General features: G+C 72.8%; 13 protein-coding genes. 2 read left to right on the top strand and 11 right to left on the bottom strand.

The window, feature by feature from the left end; genetic code table 11:
• The first annotated feature begins 146 nt into the window (after window positions 1–146).
• Window positions 147–1340 (top strand): serine hydrolase domain-containing protein, encoded by a 1194-nt coding sequence (locus tag ADL34_RS12070; protein WP_199835561.1) that lies wholly within the window; start codon window positions 147–149, stop codon window positions 1338–1340.
• A gap of 76 nt (window positions 1341–1416) precedes the next feature.
• Here the strand turns inward: ADL34_RS12070 and ADL34_RS12075 are convergent, their stop codons facing one another.
• Window positions 1417–2478: a hypothetical protein gene (locus ADL34_RS12075; protein WP_062666221.1), complete on the bottom strand. Its 1062-nt coding sequence runs from the start codon at window positions 2476–2478 to the stop codon at window positions 1417–1419.
• Between the two features lie 209 nt (window positions 2479–2687).
• Window positions 2688–5270, bottom strand: coding sequence for an aminopeptidase N (gene pepN / locus ADL34_RS12080; protein WP_062666223.1), 2583 nt, complete (start codon window positions 5268–5270; stop codon window positions 2688–2690).
• Between the two features lie 162 nt (window positions 5271–5432).
• Between pepN and ADL34_RS12085 the strand changes: the two genes are divergently transcribed.
• Entirely contained in the window at window positions 5433–6071 is a 639-nt protein-coding gene (locus ADL34_RS12085; RefSeq protein WP_062666225.1) for a DsbA family protein, read from the top strand.
• A gap of 3 nt (window positions 6072–6074) precedes the next feature.
• Here ADL34_RS12085 and ADL34_RS12090 read toward each other — a convergent pair whose 3' ends face one another.
• From ADL34_RS12090 to ADL34_RS12130, 9 genes are read right to left on the bottom strand one after another with little or no spacing between them, the layout of a single operon-like run.
• On the bottom strand, window positions 6075–6302 hold the full coding sequence (locus ADL34_RS12090; RefSeq protein ID WP_062666227.1) for a hypothetical protein: 228 nt from the start codon (window positions 6300–6302) through the stop codon (window positions 6075–6077).
• Window positions 6303–7361, bottom strand: a complete 1059-nt coding sequence (locus ADL34_RS12095) for a glycerophosphodiester phosphodiesterase family protein (RefSeq protein WP_062666229.1) — start codon at window positions 7359–7361, stop codon at window positions 6303–6305.
• Window positions 7362–7420: 59 nt separating this feature from the next.
• On the bottom strand, window positions 7421–8845 hold the full coding sequence (locus ADL34_RS12100; protein WP_062666231.1) for an FGGY-family carbohydrate kinase: 1425 nt from the start codon (window positions 8843–8845) through the stop codon (window positions 7421–7423).
• A gap of 20 nt (window positions 8846–8865) precedes the next feature.
• Window positions 8866–9894, bottom strand: coding sequence for a 2-hydroxyacid dehydrogenase (locus tag ADL34_RS12105; RefSeq protein ID WP_062666234.1), 1029 nt, complete (start codon window positions 9892–9894; stop codon window positions 8866–8868).
• Window positions 9891–10970, bottom strand: a complete 1080-nt coding sequence (locus ADL34_RS12110) for an ABC transporter ATP-binding protein (protein ID WP_062666236.1) — start codon at window positions 10968–10970, stop codon at window positions 9891–9893. Before ADL34_RS12110 ends, ADL34_RS12105 begins: the two co-directional genes overlap by 4 nt.
• On the bottom strand, window positions 10948–11772 hold the full coding sequence (locus tag ADL34_RS12115) for a DeoR/GlpR family DNA-binding transcription regulator (protein ID WP_062666238.1): 825 nt from the start codon (window positions 11770–11772) through the stop codon (window positions 10948–10950). The genes ADL34_RS12110 and ADL34_RS12115 overlap by 23 nt, the downstream gene beginning before the upstream one ends.
• Window positions 11769–12860, bottom strand: a complete 1092-nt coding sequence (locus ADL34_RS12120) for an ABC transporter ATP-binding protein (protein WP_062666240.1) — start codon at window positions 12858–12860, stop codon at window positions 11769–11771. Before ADL34_RS12120 ends, ADL34_RS12115 begins: the two co-directional genes overlap by 4 nt.
• Complete coding sequence (locus tag ADL34_RS12125) at window positions 12857–13687, bottom strand: carbohydrate ABC transporter permease (protein ID WP_062666241.1); 831 nt, start codon at window positions 13685–13687, stop codon at window positions 12857–12859. Before ADL34_RS12125 ends, ADL34_RS12120 begins: the two co-directional genes overlap by 4 nt.
• Entirely contained in the window at window positions 13684–14565 is an 882-nt protein-coding gene (locus ADL34_RS12130; RefSeq protein ID WP_062666243.1) for a carbohydrate ABC transporter permease, read from the bottom strand. The genes ADL34_RS12125 and ADL34_RS12130 overlap by 4 nt, the downstream gene beginning before the upstream one ends.
• Window position 14566: the final 1 nt, after the last annotated feature.

The following is a 14566-nucleotide window of genomic DNA, read 5'->3' on the forward strand; positions in this document are numbered from 1 at the left end:
AGTATCCGGACACGAGGTCACGGCCGTCCGCCCGTCCGCACCTGACCGAAACGGGCTCAACCCCCGTCCCCCGCTCAACTCCCGCCGCTCCCGCCCGGTCTCTCCCCCCGACCGCGCTCGACGTGAGCGCACGAAGGGGGAGAGACATGAACGTACGGACCACCCGCGCGGCCCTCGTGACGGCCACGGCGGTGGCGCTGTCGGCGGCCCTGGTGGCGCCGGCGGTGGCGGCTCCGTCCGGGACCGGGCACGCGGCGACGCGCGCGGCAGCCGAGGCCGTCGTCGAGGCGGGCGTGCCGGGCGTGACCGTCACCGCGAGGGACGGCCGGGGCATCTGGTCGGCGACGGCGGGCGTCGGCCGGATCGGGACGGGACAGCCGCGGTCGGCCGACGACCGGTACCGGGTCGGCAGCATCACGAAGACGTTCGTCGCGACCGTCGTGCTCCAACTGGAGGCGGAGGGGCGGCTGTCACTGGACGACACGGTGGAGAAGTGGCTTCCGGGCCTCGTGCGGGGCCACGGCCACGACGGGCGCCGCATCACCCTGCGGCAGCTCCTCAACCACACCAGCGGCGTCTCCGACTACACCACCGACCCCGGCTTCGTACGCGACCACTTCGCCAAGGACGGCTTCTTCGAGCACCGCTACGACACGAGGAGGCCGAGGGACCTGGTCGCCGTCGCCATGCGGCACGAGCCGGAGTTCGCGCCCGGCGCGCGGTGGAGCTATTCCAACACCAACTACGTGCTCGCGGGCCTCGTGATCGAGAAGGTCACCGGGCACTCGTACGGCACCGAGGTCGAGCGGCGCGTCATCCGGCCGCTGCGGCTGACGGCCACCTCCGTGCCCGGCACCCGGGTGACCATGCCGCGCCCCAGCAGCCGCGCCTACGGCAAGCTGGCCGACACGGCGACGGGGCCGACGTACGACGTCACCGAGCTCAACCCCTCGATCGCGTACGCGGCGGGGGAGATGATCTCCGACTCGAAGGATCTCGACCGCTTCTACACGGCTCTGCTGCGCGGCCGGCTGCTTCCGCGCGAGCAGCTGAACGAGATGACCGCGACCGTGCCCGCCGTCGCGAACGTCCGGTACGGACTGGGCCTGATGCGCGTCGAGCTGTCCTGCGGGGTCACGGTCTGGGGCCACGGCGGCGGCATCCACGGCTCCGTCTCGGACGTGGCCGTCACCCGGGACGGCCGGCACGCCCTCGCCGTCAACCTCAACGGCGACTGGGCGGGCGGCACCGAGGCGGTCGTCGAGGCCGAGTTCTGCGGCAAGGACGCCGGGACCACCGCCGCCAAGCAGGTCCACCCGAGCCGTCCCGCCCTGCGCTGACCTGGCGAGGGGGGCCGCGTGATGGCGGCCCCTCCTTCCCCCTCCCCTGCCCCCTGACCGGCGTTCAGGTGGGTCACTAGCGGGGCAGCACCACGACGTACGCGGCCGGATCGCGGTCGACCGCCGCCATCAGGGCCGTACGGACCACCGCCGCCTGCTGCTCCATCCCGTGGCGCAGCTTCTTCGGGGTGATGTGGACGACCGTGATGCCGAGGCGCTCCAGCGTCTCCCGCTTGCGGGCGTACTCGGACCACTCGGTGTCGTCGTCGCCCCGATCGCCCTGGCGGGGCGCGCGGGTGTCCAGTTCGACCGCCACCGAGTGCTCCGGCCAGAAGGCGTCCAGGCCGCCGAGGTGGGGGCCGCCGGGCAGCCGCAGGTCCACGTTCCACACCGGGTCCGGCAGGCCGTGCTCGCGGACCATCGTGTAGAGCAGGTCCTCCGCGCGGGCCCGGCCCTCGGCGAGCAGGGAGTCCACCGCGTCCACCACGTGCGGGCGGTTCAGCAGCTTCGCCTGCGTCAGCTCCCGTACGACCGCGGCCGGTTCGCAGTGGCCGCCGCGCACGGCCTCGGTGAGCAGCCGGCGGACGGCGCGGGCGTCCTTCAGCTCCGCCACCGCGTCGGCCAGCGCGCGCGGCACCGGCGCCACCGGCAGCCCCGTGACCTGCTCCGGGACGGGCAGCGCGGCGGTGCGCAGGACGCGGGCGCAGCCCGTGGAGCGCAGCCGGCGCAGCCGCGGCACCAGGACGTCGACGGTGTCCAGCGCGGTGAGCGGCGGGGCGGCCGAGAAGCCGTGCAGGGTCAGGGCGGCGAGCCCGGTGATCATCGCTTCGGCGTAGGCGGGCGCGGCGGGCGCCTCGCCCCCGCTGGGCTGGGCGGGCACCCCGGCCGCCCGCTCGCGCGCGGCGTACATCAGCACCGCGTGCAGCCGCTCCTCGCTGGTGGGCGGCCCGGGGTGGAGCAGGTAGACGCCGGGCAGGAGCTGCTGCCAGGGGCCGCCCGGCCGGCACTGCTCGTTCGTCTCGGCGGCGGAGACCCCGTGGGCCTTGAGGCGGGCGGCCGTCATGACTCGGCGGTGGACCTCGGAGAGGTGGTGCAGGGGGCGGGGGGAGAGGGGGGAGAGCGGGGTGTTGTGGTTCATGCCCCGGAGGCTTCCGCGTCCGATGAGCCCTTTAACCGCTGTTACACGCCCGTCGACAAATGCGGACAACACCGCACTAAAGGACGGGTGTTCGGATGCCGACTAGGCACGGAAAACCCCTGGTCCGTTCGGGTGGGACCAGGGGTTACGGCTGCTATTGCCTGAATTCCGTAACGGTCACGGACCGCCGTGATCGTTGGCCAAAGGTGTCAGTCGGTTGACGCCGTCGCGTCGCACTCCTGCGCCCGCAGCGCCCGCGCCAGATCGTCCCGCGACTCCAGCACCAGCCGCCGCAGAGCCGGCGCCGCGTCCTCGTGGGCCGTGAGCCACGCGTCCGTGGCGTCCAGCGTGGCCCGCGACTGCTGGAGCGCCGGGAACAGGCCCCGGACCACGTCCATGCCGATCTGGATGGACCGCTCCTGCCACACCCGCGCGATCGCCGCGAAGTACCTCTCCGAGTACGGCGCGAGCAGGTCCCGCTGCGACGCCTGCGCGAACCCGCCGATGGTGGCCTCGACCAGCGCGTTGGACAGCGCGTCCGACTCCACGACCTGCGCCCACGCCTGCGCCTTCACCGCCTCCGAGGGCCGGGCGGCGAGGCAGCGCACCTGGTGGCGCTTGCCCGACGCCGTGTCGTCGCGGGCCAGTTCGTCCGCCAGCTCCGACTCGCCGACCACGCCGTGCGCGGCCAGCGGCTCCAGGAACGCCCAGCGCAGCTCCTGGTCCACCACGAGCCCCTCGACGGTCGCCTTGCCGTCCAGCAGGCCCGACAGCAGCTCCAGCCCCTGCTCGTCGGTGACCCGGGCGAAGAACCGCGCCCACGCCAGCTGCTGCTCGCTGCCGGGCCCGGCAGCGAGCAGCAGCTCCGACGCGCCCTCGGTCAGCAGCCGCGCCCCGCGCTCGCGCCACTCGGGCGCCGCGTAGTGCGTCAGCGCCGAGTCGGCCCACGCGTGCAGCATCTGGAGCACGCCGATGTCCGACTCACGGCCGCCGAACCGCAGCACCAGGCCGATGAACTCCCGGGCCGGCAGCAGCGCGTCCCGCGTCATGTTCCACAGCGCCGACCAGCACAGGGCACGCGCCAGCGGGTCGGTCAGCTCACCGAGGGCCTCCCGCAGCGTCGCCAGCGACGTCTCGTCGAACCGGGTCTTGCAGTACGTCAGGTCGTCGTCGTTGACCAGCACCAGGTCCGGCGCCTCGGAACCGGAGAGCTCCGCCACGACCGTCCGCGGCCCGTCCACGTCCGCCTCGGCGCGCGCGTAGCGCTCCAGCGCCCCGTCCGCGCCCCGCCGGTACAGGCCCACCGCCACCCGGTGCGGACGCAGCTCGGGGTGCGATTCGGCGGCCTCCTGCACCACCGCCAGCTCGTCGACGCGGCCGTCGGCGTCCAGCAGCACCTGCGGGGTGAGGGCGTTCACGCCCGCCGTCTGGAGCCAGGAGCGCGCCCAGGCGCCCATGTCCCGGCCGCTGGTCTCCTCCAGCACCGCCAGCAGGTCGCCGAGCCTGGTGTTGCCGTACGCGTGCCGCTTGAAGTAGCGGCGGGCGCCCTCCAGGAAGGCGTCCTGGCCGACGTACGCCACCAGCTGCTTGAGCACGCTCGCGCCCTTGGCGTAGGTGATGCCGTCGAAGTTGAGCTTGGCGTCCTCCAGGTCACGGATGTCGGCCGTGATCGGGTGCGTGGAGGGCAACTGGTCCGCGCGGTACGCCCACGCCTTGCGGCGGTTGGCGAACGTGATCCAGGCGTCCTTGAAGCGGGTCGCGCCGACGTTGGCGAACGCGCCCATGAAGTCCGCGAAGGACTCCTTCAGCCACAGGTCGTCCCACCACTCCATGGTGACCAGGTCGCCGAACCACATGTGCGCCATCTCGTGCAGGATCGTGTTGGCGCGGCCCTCGTACGACGCCCGGGTCACCTTCCCGCGGAAGATGTACTCCTCCCGGAAGGTCACCAGGCCCGGGTTCTCCATCGCGCCCAGGTTGTACTCGGGCACGAACGCCTGGTCGTACTTCCCGAACGGGTACGGGTAGTCGAAGTGGTCGTGGAAGAAGTCCAGCCCCTGCTTCGTGATCAGGAAGACGTCGTCGGCGTCGAAGTGCGGGGCGAGCCCCTTGCGGCACATGGCGCCCAGTGGGATCTCCAGCCGGCCGCCGTCGGCGAGCTCGCGCGTGTATGAGTCCGTCACATAGTGGTACGGGCCCGCCACCACACACGTGATGTACGTCGAGATCGGCTTGGTCTCCGCGAACCGCCAGACTTCGTCCGCCCGTTCACCGGCGCCGTTGCTCCACACCGTCCACTGCTCGGGCGCCCGCACCTCGAACCGGAACGGCGCCTTGAGGTCCGGCTGCTCGAAGTTGGCGAAGACCCGGCGCGAGTCGGCCGGCTCGTACTGCGTGTAGAGGTAGACCTCGCCGTCCTCCGGGTCGACGAAGCGGTGCAGGCCCTCGCCGGTGCGGGAGTACGCGCACTGCGCGTCGACGACCAGCTCGTTGTCGGCGGCGAGGTCCTCCAGGACGATCCGGGAGCCGTCGAAGACCTCGCGCGGGTCGAGGTCGCGCCCGTTGAGGGAGACGGACGTCACACTCGGGGCGATCAGGTCCGCGAAGCTGGACGCGCCGGGCTCGGCACAGCGGAAGCGGATCGTGGTGACCGAGCGGAAGGTGCGCGGCTCACCGCCCCCGGGCCCCTCGCCGAGGGCGGACCGCACGTCGAGGGACACCTCGTACCCGTCGACGGCCAGCAGGGCGGCCCGCTCCCGGGCCTCGTCGCGGGACAGATTCTCACCGGGCACGCGTGGCACTCCCTTGTGTCGTGGATGCGGCCGAACCCGATACGGCTACGGCTACGGCTGAACAGGACCGATCCTGCCATGCGCCCCTGACGCGGGGCAGCCGGGAATGGGCGGGCGGACCGGCGTTGTTCCCGTGGAAAACGTTTCCTCCTGAGGAGAGACATGTCGGACAAGACCCCCGTCGACTTCTGGTTCGACCCGCTGTGCCCCTGGGCCTGGATGACCTCCCGCTGGGTCCTGGAGGTGGAGAAGGTCCGTGACATCGAGGTGCGCTGGCACGTGATGAGCCTCGCGGTGCTCAACGAGGACAAGCTCGACGAGCTGCCCGAGGAGTACCGCGACATGCTCGCCACCAAGGCGTGGGGTCCCGTCCGTGTCGTCATCGCCGCCCAGGAGGAGCACGGCGCCGACGTGCTCGGCGACTTCTACACCGCGCTCGGCACACGCATCCACAACAAGGGCGAGGGCCCCGGCCGCGAGACCGTCGCCGCCGCCCTGAAGGACGCCGGGCTGCCGGACTCCCTCATGGAGCACTGGGACGACACCCCCTACGAGCCGCAGCTGCGCGCCTCCCACAAGGAGGGCATCGACAAGGTCGGCCAGGAGGTCGGCACCCCGGTCATCGCCGTCCCGGGCGACGACGGCGAGCAGATCGCCTTCTTCGGCCCCGTCGTCACCCCCGCCCCGAAGGGCGAGGACGCCGCCAGGCTGTGGGACGGCACCCTCGCCGTGGCCTCCGTGCCGGGCTTCTACGAGATCAAGCGGACCCGTACGAAGGGGCCGGACTTCAGCAACCTGTAGGGATCACGCAGACTCCGGGGCGGCGGCCCGGATCTTCAGCTCCTCCGGGAGCAGGCCGCCGTCCCCCTGCTTGTACCAGGGCTGGTACCAGCGGCAGCCCTCGGCCGTGCAGCGCCACAGGTCGTGGGTGTACGGGTGCCTGTCCTTGAGCGCGGCGCGCTCGCCGGTCTCGAGTCGGCGGAAAACCTGCCTGCTGCCGCAGGTCGGGCAGTTCTTGTCACGGAAAAACACTCAGTCCCTCCTCGCCATCACCGCCAGGTCCGGGAAGTCGGTCACCACCGCGTCGACCCCCAGTCCGTAGTACAGCGCGTACTCGGCGAACGCGTCCCCGAAATCGTTCGGTCCGGTTCCCCGCCGCAGGTCCGCGGGCAGGAACTGGTTCTCCGCGCGGAAGGTGTACGCCCCGACCCGCAACCCCGCCGCGTGCGCGTCCGCGACGAGGGACGTCCCGGCCACCGAGGACTTGTCGGGCCCGATCCAGCCGGCGTACTGCGCGATCCGGGCGAGCCCGGCCGGCGTCATCATGTCCCGGTACGTCGTCGGATCCCCGGCCGACACCAGGTCGTACGGCCCGCCCGTGGTCCCCAGCGCCTGCCACAGCTCCAGCCCCAGCCGCGCCGCCGCGATCCGCTTCAGGCTGGTCGGCTCGAACGACTGCACCACACACTCGCGCCGGCCCAGCCGGTTGCGCCGCACCGCCTCCACCAGCTTGGGCTCCAGCGGCAGCCCGATCGAGCGGAAGTAGGTCGGGTGCTTGGTCTCCGGGAACACCGCGATCGTCCGGTCGTGCTCCTTCGACAGCCGGCGCGCCAGGTCGACCACCTCCTGGAAGGTCGGCACCTCCTCGCGCCCGTCGAAGACGGTGTTGCGGTTGCGGACCTGCGGCAGCCGTTCGACCGCCCGCAGCGTCTTCAGCTCCGCCAGCGTGAAGTCCTCCGTGAACCAGCCGGTCACCGCCCGCCCGTCCACCGTCTTCGTCGTCCGGCGGTCCGCGAACTCCGGGTGCGCGGCCACGTCGGTGGTCCCCGAGATCTCGTTCTCGTGCCGGACCACCAGCACATGGTCCTTCGTCGGCACCAGGTCCGGCTCGATCCAGTCGGCCCCGGCCCGCACCCCGTACGTGTAGGCGGCCGCCGTGTGCTCCGGACGCCAGCCGGCCGCGCCGCGGTGGCCGATGACGAGGGGCCGGCCCGGGCGGGCCGGCGCGGCGGGGGCGGCGGGGGCGGGCACGGCGGCCACCGCCGGGCCGGCGGCCGCGGCGAGCAGCAGCGATCGACGTCTCACAGGCATGGGAGGTCCCTTTCCTGGTGGGGGAGTTGCCGAGCCGTTCCACATGACGGGTGCGGGAGTCAAGCGTGCGCCCGCTGCCGGGCCACCGCCAGCCGTTCCAGGTGCTCCTCGTACGCCCGCGCGTAGTACGCGGTGCGTTCCGCGTCGGGTTCGATCAGCGACGTCGGCCGGGTCCAGGCCGCCGTGTCCAGCGGTACCCCGCACCGCCCGGCCGCCGCGAGCACCGCGCCCCGCGCGCCGACCTCGCCCTCGACGACCCGCAGCGGCCGGCCGAGGACGTCGGCCAGCAGCCGCGTCCAGGCGGTGCTGCGGGTGCCGCCGCCGCAGACGGCCAGAGTGCCGGTGAGCCCGGCCGCCGCCAGGCAGTGCCGGGCCGCGAACCCGATGCCCTCGCAGGTCGCCCGGATCAGGTCGGCGGGCGTCGACTCCAGGGAGACACCGGTCAGTTCGGCGCGCAGCCGGGGCTCGACGAACGGCGCCCGCTCACCGGACGGCGCGAAGTACGGCAGGACCCGCACGCCGTGCGCCCCCGGCGGGGTCGCGGCCAGCAGCCCGTCGACCTCCGCGTGCCGTACACCGGTCGTCGTCAGCACCCAGTCCAGTGCCGCCGTGCCGACCATCGCCGGCATCGCCCGCAGCCAGTGCCCGGGGCGGTCGGTGCCGATGTACAGGCCGGCCGGCTCGCCGCCGAGGTCCAGCTCGGTGGTGGCGACCAGCGCGGCCAGGCACGTCCCGACGATGAGCAGACCGTCGCCGGGCGCGGTCGCCCCCGCGCCCAGCGCGCAGGCCGGCAGGTCGTAGGGCCCGTTCACGACCCGTGTCCCGGCGGGCAGCCCCTCACCGAGCGCCGGGGCCGTCGCCACCGGGTCGCTGACGGGAGCGAGCAGCCCGCGCCGGTGGGTGAGCCCCAGCAGCTCCACCACCTTGTCGTCGTAGGCCCGGGTCCGCGGGTCGAGGAACGGCATCGACGCGTCCGAGACGTCCGTCGTCGCGTCCGCGCCCGTCAGCCGCCGGAACACCATGTCCTTGCAGTACAGGGCGACGGCAGCGGCGTCCAGCGCCTCCGGCTCGTGGGCGTCCAGCCAGGCCAGCAGCGGGCCCGGGGAGCCCGGGAACATCGCGCCGCCCGTACGCCGGAACACCGCCTCGGCGGTGCCGTCCGCCAGCCACCGGCCGAGCAGTCCGTGCGCCCGGCCGTCCATCCAGGAGGCCGCGGGCCGCACCGGCCGCCCCCGGCCGTCGACCAGCCACACCCCGTCGCCCTGCCCGGTGAGCCCGGCCAGCTCGACCGACTCCGGGACCCGGGCTGTCAGCTCCTCCAGGACGGCGACGACCGCCCCGTACACCTCGTCCATGTCCTGCTCGACGACCCCCTCGCGCAGGGTCAGCTCCACCGGGCGGGCCGCCACGCCCCGTTCGCGTCCGTCGCCGTCGAAGGCCGCCGCCTTCACCATGGACGTGCCCACATCGATACCGACGTACATGCCAGCCTCCTCGGGTCCCGTCATGTCAGGCGGTGCGCCTGCGGTTCGCCGCGCACCCAGCGCCCCACCTCCGCCGCGGCGATCGCCGCCGCCTTCTCCGCCACCGCGCGGGACGCGCCGCCCAGATGCGGGGTGAGTACCACCCGGTCGGTGAGCGCGCGCAGCCGGGACCCGGCGGGCAGCGGCTCGGTCGCGTACGTGTCCAGGGCCGCCGCCGACACCTGGCCGCTCTCCAGTGCGTCGCACAGCGCGTCCTCGTCCAGGAGCGGGCCGCGGGCCGCGTTCACGACGACCGCGCCCCGGGGCAGCAGGGCCAGTTCGCGGGCGCCGAGCAGCCCGCGGGTCTCGTCGGTGAGCCGGGCGTGCAGGGTGATCGCCCGCGAGGCGCGCAGCAGCTCGTCGAGCGAGGCGACCCGCAGGCCGTGGATCTCGCCCCGGACGTACGGGTCGTGCACCAGCACCCGGGCGCCGAACGCGCACAGCGCGCGGGCCACCCGGCTGCCGACGGCCCCGTAGCCGACCAGGCCGACCGGCAGGTCCTCCAGCTCCAGGCCGCTGTGCGCGTACGTGTAGTAGGTCGCCCCCTCCCAGCTGCCCCGCCGGGCGAGCAGGTCGTGGGCCTGCGGGATGCGGCGCAGCGCGGACAGCAGCAGGCCGACGGTGAACTCGGCGGTGGCGGCGGCGTTGCGGCCGGGCGCGTAGCAGACGCGGACGTCGTGCCGTTTCGCCGCGTCCAGGTTGACGTTGACCGGGCCGCCCCGGCACACCACCACCAGCCGCAGGGCGGGGCAGGCGTCCAGGACCCGTTCGGTCACCGGGCCCATCTGGGTGACCAGCACCTGGGCGCCGGCGAGTGCGGCGATCAGCTCGTCCTCGGCGTCGCTGGCCTCGGTCACCTCGGCGACCGGACCGAACGGTTCCAGCGGCCAGCCGAGGGTCAGTTCGGCCGTCTCGCAGTCGACCTCCCGGGCGAGGGCCTCGCGGATCAGGGACGGCAGGATGAAGTGGTCGCCGGCGGCCACCACTCGCACGCGCTTCCCGTGGGTCATCGCAGGGCATCTCCTGTCTCGGCGTCGAAGACATGGGTGAGGCGGGGATCGGCGGTGACCTGGACGCGGTCGTCGTGGGCGAGACGTACCTCGGGGCCGGTGAGGACCACCAGGGGCCGGTCGACCCCGTCCACGGCGAGGGTGGCGAGGCCCGACTCCAGCAGCGGCTCGTGGGCGACGACCCGGGCGGCCAGGCCGTCCTCGCCGCCGAGCGCCAGGTCCTCCGGCCGGACGCCGACCACCACCTCGCGGCCCGCCGCGACCGGCACCGGCAGCGCGATCCGGGCCGTGGCCGACAGCCGGGCGTGCCCGTCGGCGGTCGCCGTGCCGGGCAGCAGGTTGATGGCGGGTTCGCCGACGAAGTCCGCGACGAAGACGGTGGCGGGGGTGTCGTAGATCTCGTACGGGGTGCCGAGCTGCTGGATCACGCCGTCCTTCATCACGGCGATCCGGTCGGCCAGCGACAGGGCCTCCTCCTGGTCGTGGGTGACCAGGATGGTGGTGTGGCCCAGGTCGCGCTGGATGCGTTTGAGTTCGCGGCGGGTGGTGTCGCGCTGGGCGGCGTCGAGGTGCGACAGCGGCTCGTCCAGGAGGAGCACGTCGGGTTCGCGGATCAGCGCGCGGGCCAGGGACACCCGCTGTTTCTGCCCACTGGACAGCCCGGCCGGCCGGGCGTCGAGCACGTCGGTCAGGTCGACGCGTTCGGCGATCTCCTTCACGCGGCGGGCCACGTCCGCCCGGTCGGCGCCCCTGCGGGCCCGCAGGCCGAACGCCAGGTTCTCCGCGACCGTGAGCGGCGGGTACAGCGCGTAGTTCTCGAAGGCGACCCCGATGTTGCGCCGCTGGGCGGGGAGGCCGGTCACCGACGCGCCGCCGACCAGGATGTCCCCGCCGGTCACCGTCTCCAGCCCGGCGATCATCCGCAGGGTGGTGGACTTCCCGCAGCCGGACGGGCCCAGCAGGCCGAGGAGTTCACCCGGGCGCAGGGCCAGGTCGATGCCGCGGACGGCGGCCACGGGCGGGCGGCCCCGCGCCCGGTAGGTCTTGCGCAGGTCACGAAGCTCCAGCTCGGTCATCGCCGCCCCTCGTCGCGGGTGAAGTGCACACCTCGTAGCGGACCTTGTGCTCGTCCAGGTCCCGCAGGGCCTCCGCCGACGCCCCGTCGTCCACGAGGAGCAGGTCGAAGCGGGACAGCGGGACCACCCGGTGCAGGGCGGCGCGGGCGAGCTTGGTGTGGTCGATCAGCAGGACGTTGCGCGCGGCCGCGTCGAGCATCGCGCGCTTCACCGACACGATGTGCTGCTCCTGGTGGTAGGCGAAGCCGCCGCGCACGGCCGACGTGGAGGCGAAGCAGACGTCGACGCGCAGCTGCTCGATCGCCTCGACGCAGGACACGCCGAGGAAGGACGAGTGCAGCGGGTCGTAGTCGCCGCCGAGGGCGATCAGGTGGATGCCGCGCTGGTAGGCGAGCAGGTTGACGGCTTCCAGGAAGTTGGTGACGACCGTCAGCGGGGTGACCTCGCCCAGCCGCAGCCTGCGGGCTATCTCCAGGGTGGTCGTGGAGTCGTCCAGCATGATCGCCATGCCGGGCTCCACGAGCTGCAGGGCGCGCTCGGCGACGGCGGCCTTCTCGGCGCGCATGGTCTTCAGCCGGTACTGCACGTTGGACTCGAACACGCCGGAGGGCTGCGCGGTCACGCCGCCCCGGAACTTGCGGACGATGCCCTGCCGTTCGAGCTCGTCCAGGTCCCGGTGGATGGTCATGAGGCTCACACCGAACCGCTCGGCCAGGTCGGCGGCGGTCGCCGTCCCGTCGGCGAGGACCTGCTCGGCCATCGCGGTCTGACGGGCGGCGGGGCCCTGCTGTGCGTGGTTCATGGTCCGATCCTTCGTCCTGGACGCTCCGGCCGGTCGGCCTCGAACAGCAGCAGGTTCTCAGGCCGGACCGACAGTCGTACCGGATCGTCGGGACGAAGACCGGCCGCCTCGCCGCGCGGGACGACGAGCGCCACCTGCTGCTCGCCGAGCCGGACGGTGACCTCCACCGAGCGGCCCAGCACCTCGGTGACGTAGACCGTGCCGGTGAGCGGGTGACCGGGGCCCGTGCCCAGGGTGAGATCGCGGGGCCGGACGCCGACCAGCACCCCGGTGCCCGGCGCCGCCTCGGCCCGCAGGCGCAGGTCCAGCTCGACCGCGCCGTCCGCCGACCGGAAGCCGCCGCCGGGGGTGACGGTGCCGGGCAGCAGGTTGATCCGGGGCCGGCCGAACGCCCGCGCCACCTCCGTGTCGTGGGGCCGGTACCAGATCTCCTCCCGGGTCCCGGTCTGCACGATCCGCCCGTCCCGGATGACGCCGATCCGGTCGCCGAGCGCCAGCGCCTCCACCGAGTCGTGGGTGACGTACAGCGTGGTGGTGCGGCGCACCGACCCGATCGCCTTCAGCTCGGCGCGCATCTGCTGCCGCAGCTTGGCGTCGAGGTGGGAGAGCGGCTCGTCCAGCAGGAAGGCCCGGGCGGGGCGGACGAGGACCCGGCCGAGCGCGACCCGCTGGCGCTGCCCGTTGGACAGCTGCCCGACGGACCGGTCCAGCAGGCCCGCGATGCCCAGCAGTTCCGCCACCTCCCCGATCCGCTCGCGCGCCCTTGCCGCGGGGAGGCGGTGGCGCGGCGAGCGGAGCGGGAAGGCGAGGTTGTCGTACACCGACTTGTGCGGGTACAGGGCGTAGCTCTCGAAGCACATGGCCACGCCCCGGTCGTACGGCTCGACCCCGCGCTGGTCCCGGCCGTCGAGCTCGACGGTCCCGGCGTCGGGGAGCTCCAGCCCCGCGACGGTCTTCAGCGTGGTGGTCTTCCCGGCGCCGGACGGGCCGAGCAGGCAGAAGAACTCGCCCTCACGCACGTCGAGGTCCAGCCCGTCGAGCGCCCGGACGGCACCGAACGCCTTGGAGACCCCCCGCAGCCGGATCACGACTTCACCGCCCCGAACGACAGCCCCCGCACCAGATACCGCTGGATGGTCAGCGCGAGCAGCAGCGGCGGGACGACGGAGACGAGCGCGGCGGCGGCCGTCAGGTTGTACTTCGGCCGGTCGCCGCCGAGGAAGGACAGCGCGCCGACGGTCACCGTCTGGGCCTCGCTGGAGGTGAGGATGAGCGGGAAGACGAAGTTGTTCCAGGCGAAGATGAAGGCGAGCAGCGACACGGCCGCCACCCCGGGTTTGACCAGCGGGAGCGCCACCTTCACGAACGCCTGCTTGCGGCTGTAGCCGTCGAGCAGGGCCGCCTGCTCCAGCTCGGGGGTGAGGTCCGCGAAGTACGACCGCATGATCCACACGATCAGCGGCAGCGTGACCAGCTGGAGCACCCACACCATGCCGACGTAGGTGTCGAACAGCCCGAGCTTCTGGTACAGCACGAAAAGCGGGATGATCACGGTGAGTTCGGGTGCGAACCGGAACGACAGCAGCGTGAACATCAGGTTCTCGGAGCCCTTGAACCGCCAGCGGGCCGAGGCGTACGCCGCCGGCAGCCCGACGAGCAGCGACAGGAGCACCGCGCCCACCGACACCACCAGGCTGTTGACGAAGAACCGCACGAACGGGATGCCCTCGCTGTCGCCGAGGACCGTGCGGTAGCCGTCGAGGGTGGGGGAGAAGGAGAAGTAGGTGGAGAACAACTGGTTCGCCGGCTTCAGCGACAGGATCACCATCCAGGCGACGGGGAACAGCGCGAATACGAAGTAGAGGATCAGGGCGGCGTCGGCCAGCCACCCCACCAGGCGCCTGCGCACGGTCATTTCGCCTCCGCCGCCTTCCGCTGGATCTTCCCGAGGTGCTTCACCAGCACCATCGCCGCGAGGTACACCACGGCCCAAAGCACGATCGTGTAGCTGATGCCGAACGAGTAGCGCTGGAAGCGGATCGCCTCCAGATAGGCCCGGATCTGCAGGACGACGGTCGAGTCGCCGGGCCCGCCCTCGGTGAGGGCGTAGATGATGTCGAACACCTTCAGCGAGTCCATGAACCGGAAGATCACCGCGACCAGGACGTACGGCCACAGCATCGGCAGGGTCAGCCGGCGGAAGGTGTACCACCAGCCCGCCCCGTCGACGGCCGCCGCCTCGAACGGCGAGGTGGGCAGGGAGCGCAGCCCGGCCAGCGCGAGGATCGCCACGAACGGGGTGTAGACCCAGACGTCCACCGCGATCGACGACAGCAGGGCCCCGGTCGGGGTGTCCGTCCACTGGACGCCGCCCAGACCGAAGGGCCGCAGCAGATGGTTCACCACCCCGACCGACGGCTGGAGCATCAGCTTCCAGATGATCGCCGCGATCACCGGCGCGATCATCAGCGGCAGGATGAGGATCTTCTCCAGCACCCGCCCGACGACGGACGACCGGTGCAGCAGCAGGGCGACGGACACCCCGAGGACCGTCTCGGCGGCGGCGGCGCCGACCGCGTACAGGACCGTCACCCAGGCGGAGTTCCAGAACGCCTCCTGGGTGAACACGGTCGTGTAGTTCTCCAGCCGCACCAGGTCCGGCTGCGGCTTGCTCGCCGAGAAGTCGAACAGCGTGTAGTACAGGCCGAGCCCGAAGGGGTAGAGGATCCCGCAGGTCAGCAGCAGGGCCGGGACGATCAGGAGGTACGGGCGCAGGGCGGGCCGCCATCCCATC

This window comes from Streptomyces sp. NRRL WC-3605 (assembly GCF_001509795.1).
Taxonomy (GTDB): Bacteria; Actinomycetota; Actinomycetes; order Streptomycetales; family Streptomycetaceae; genus Streptomyces; species Streptomyces viridochromogenes.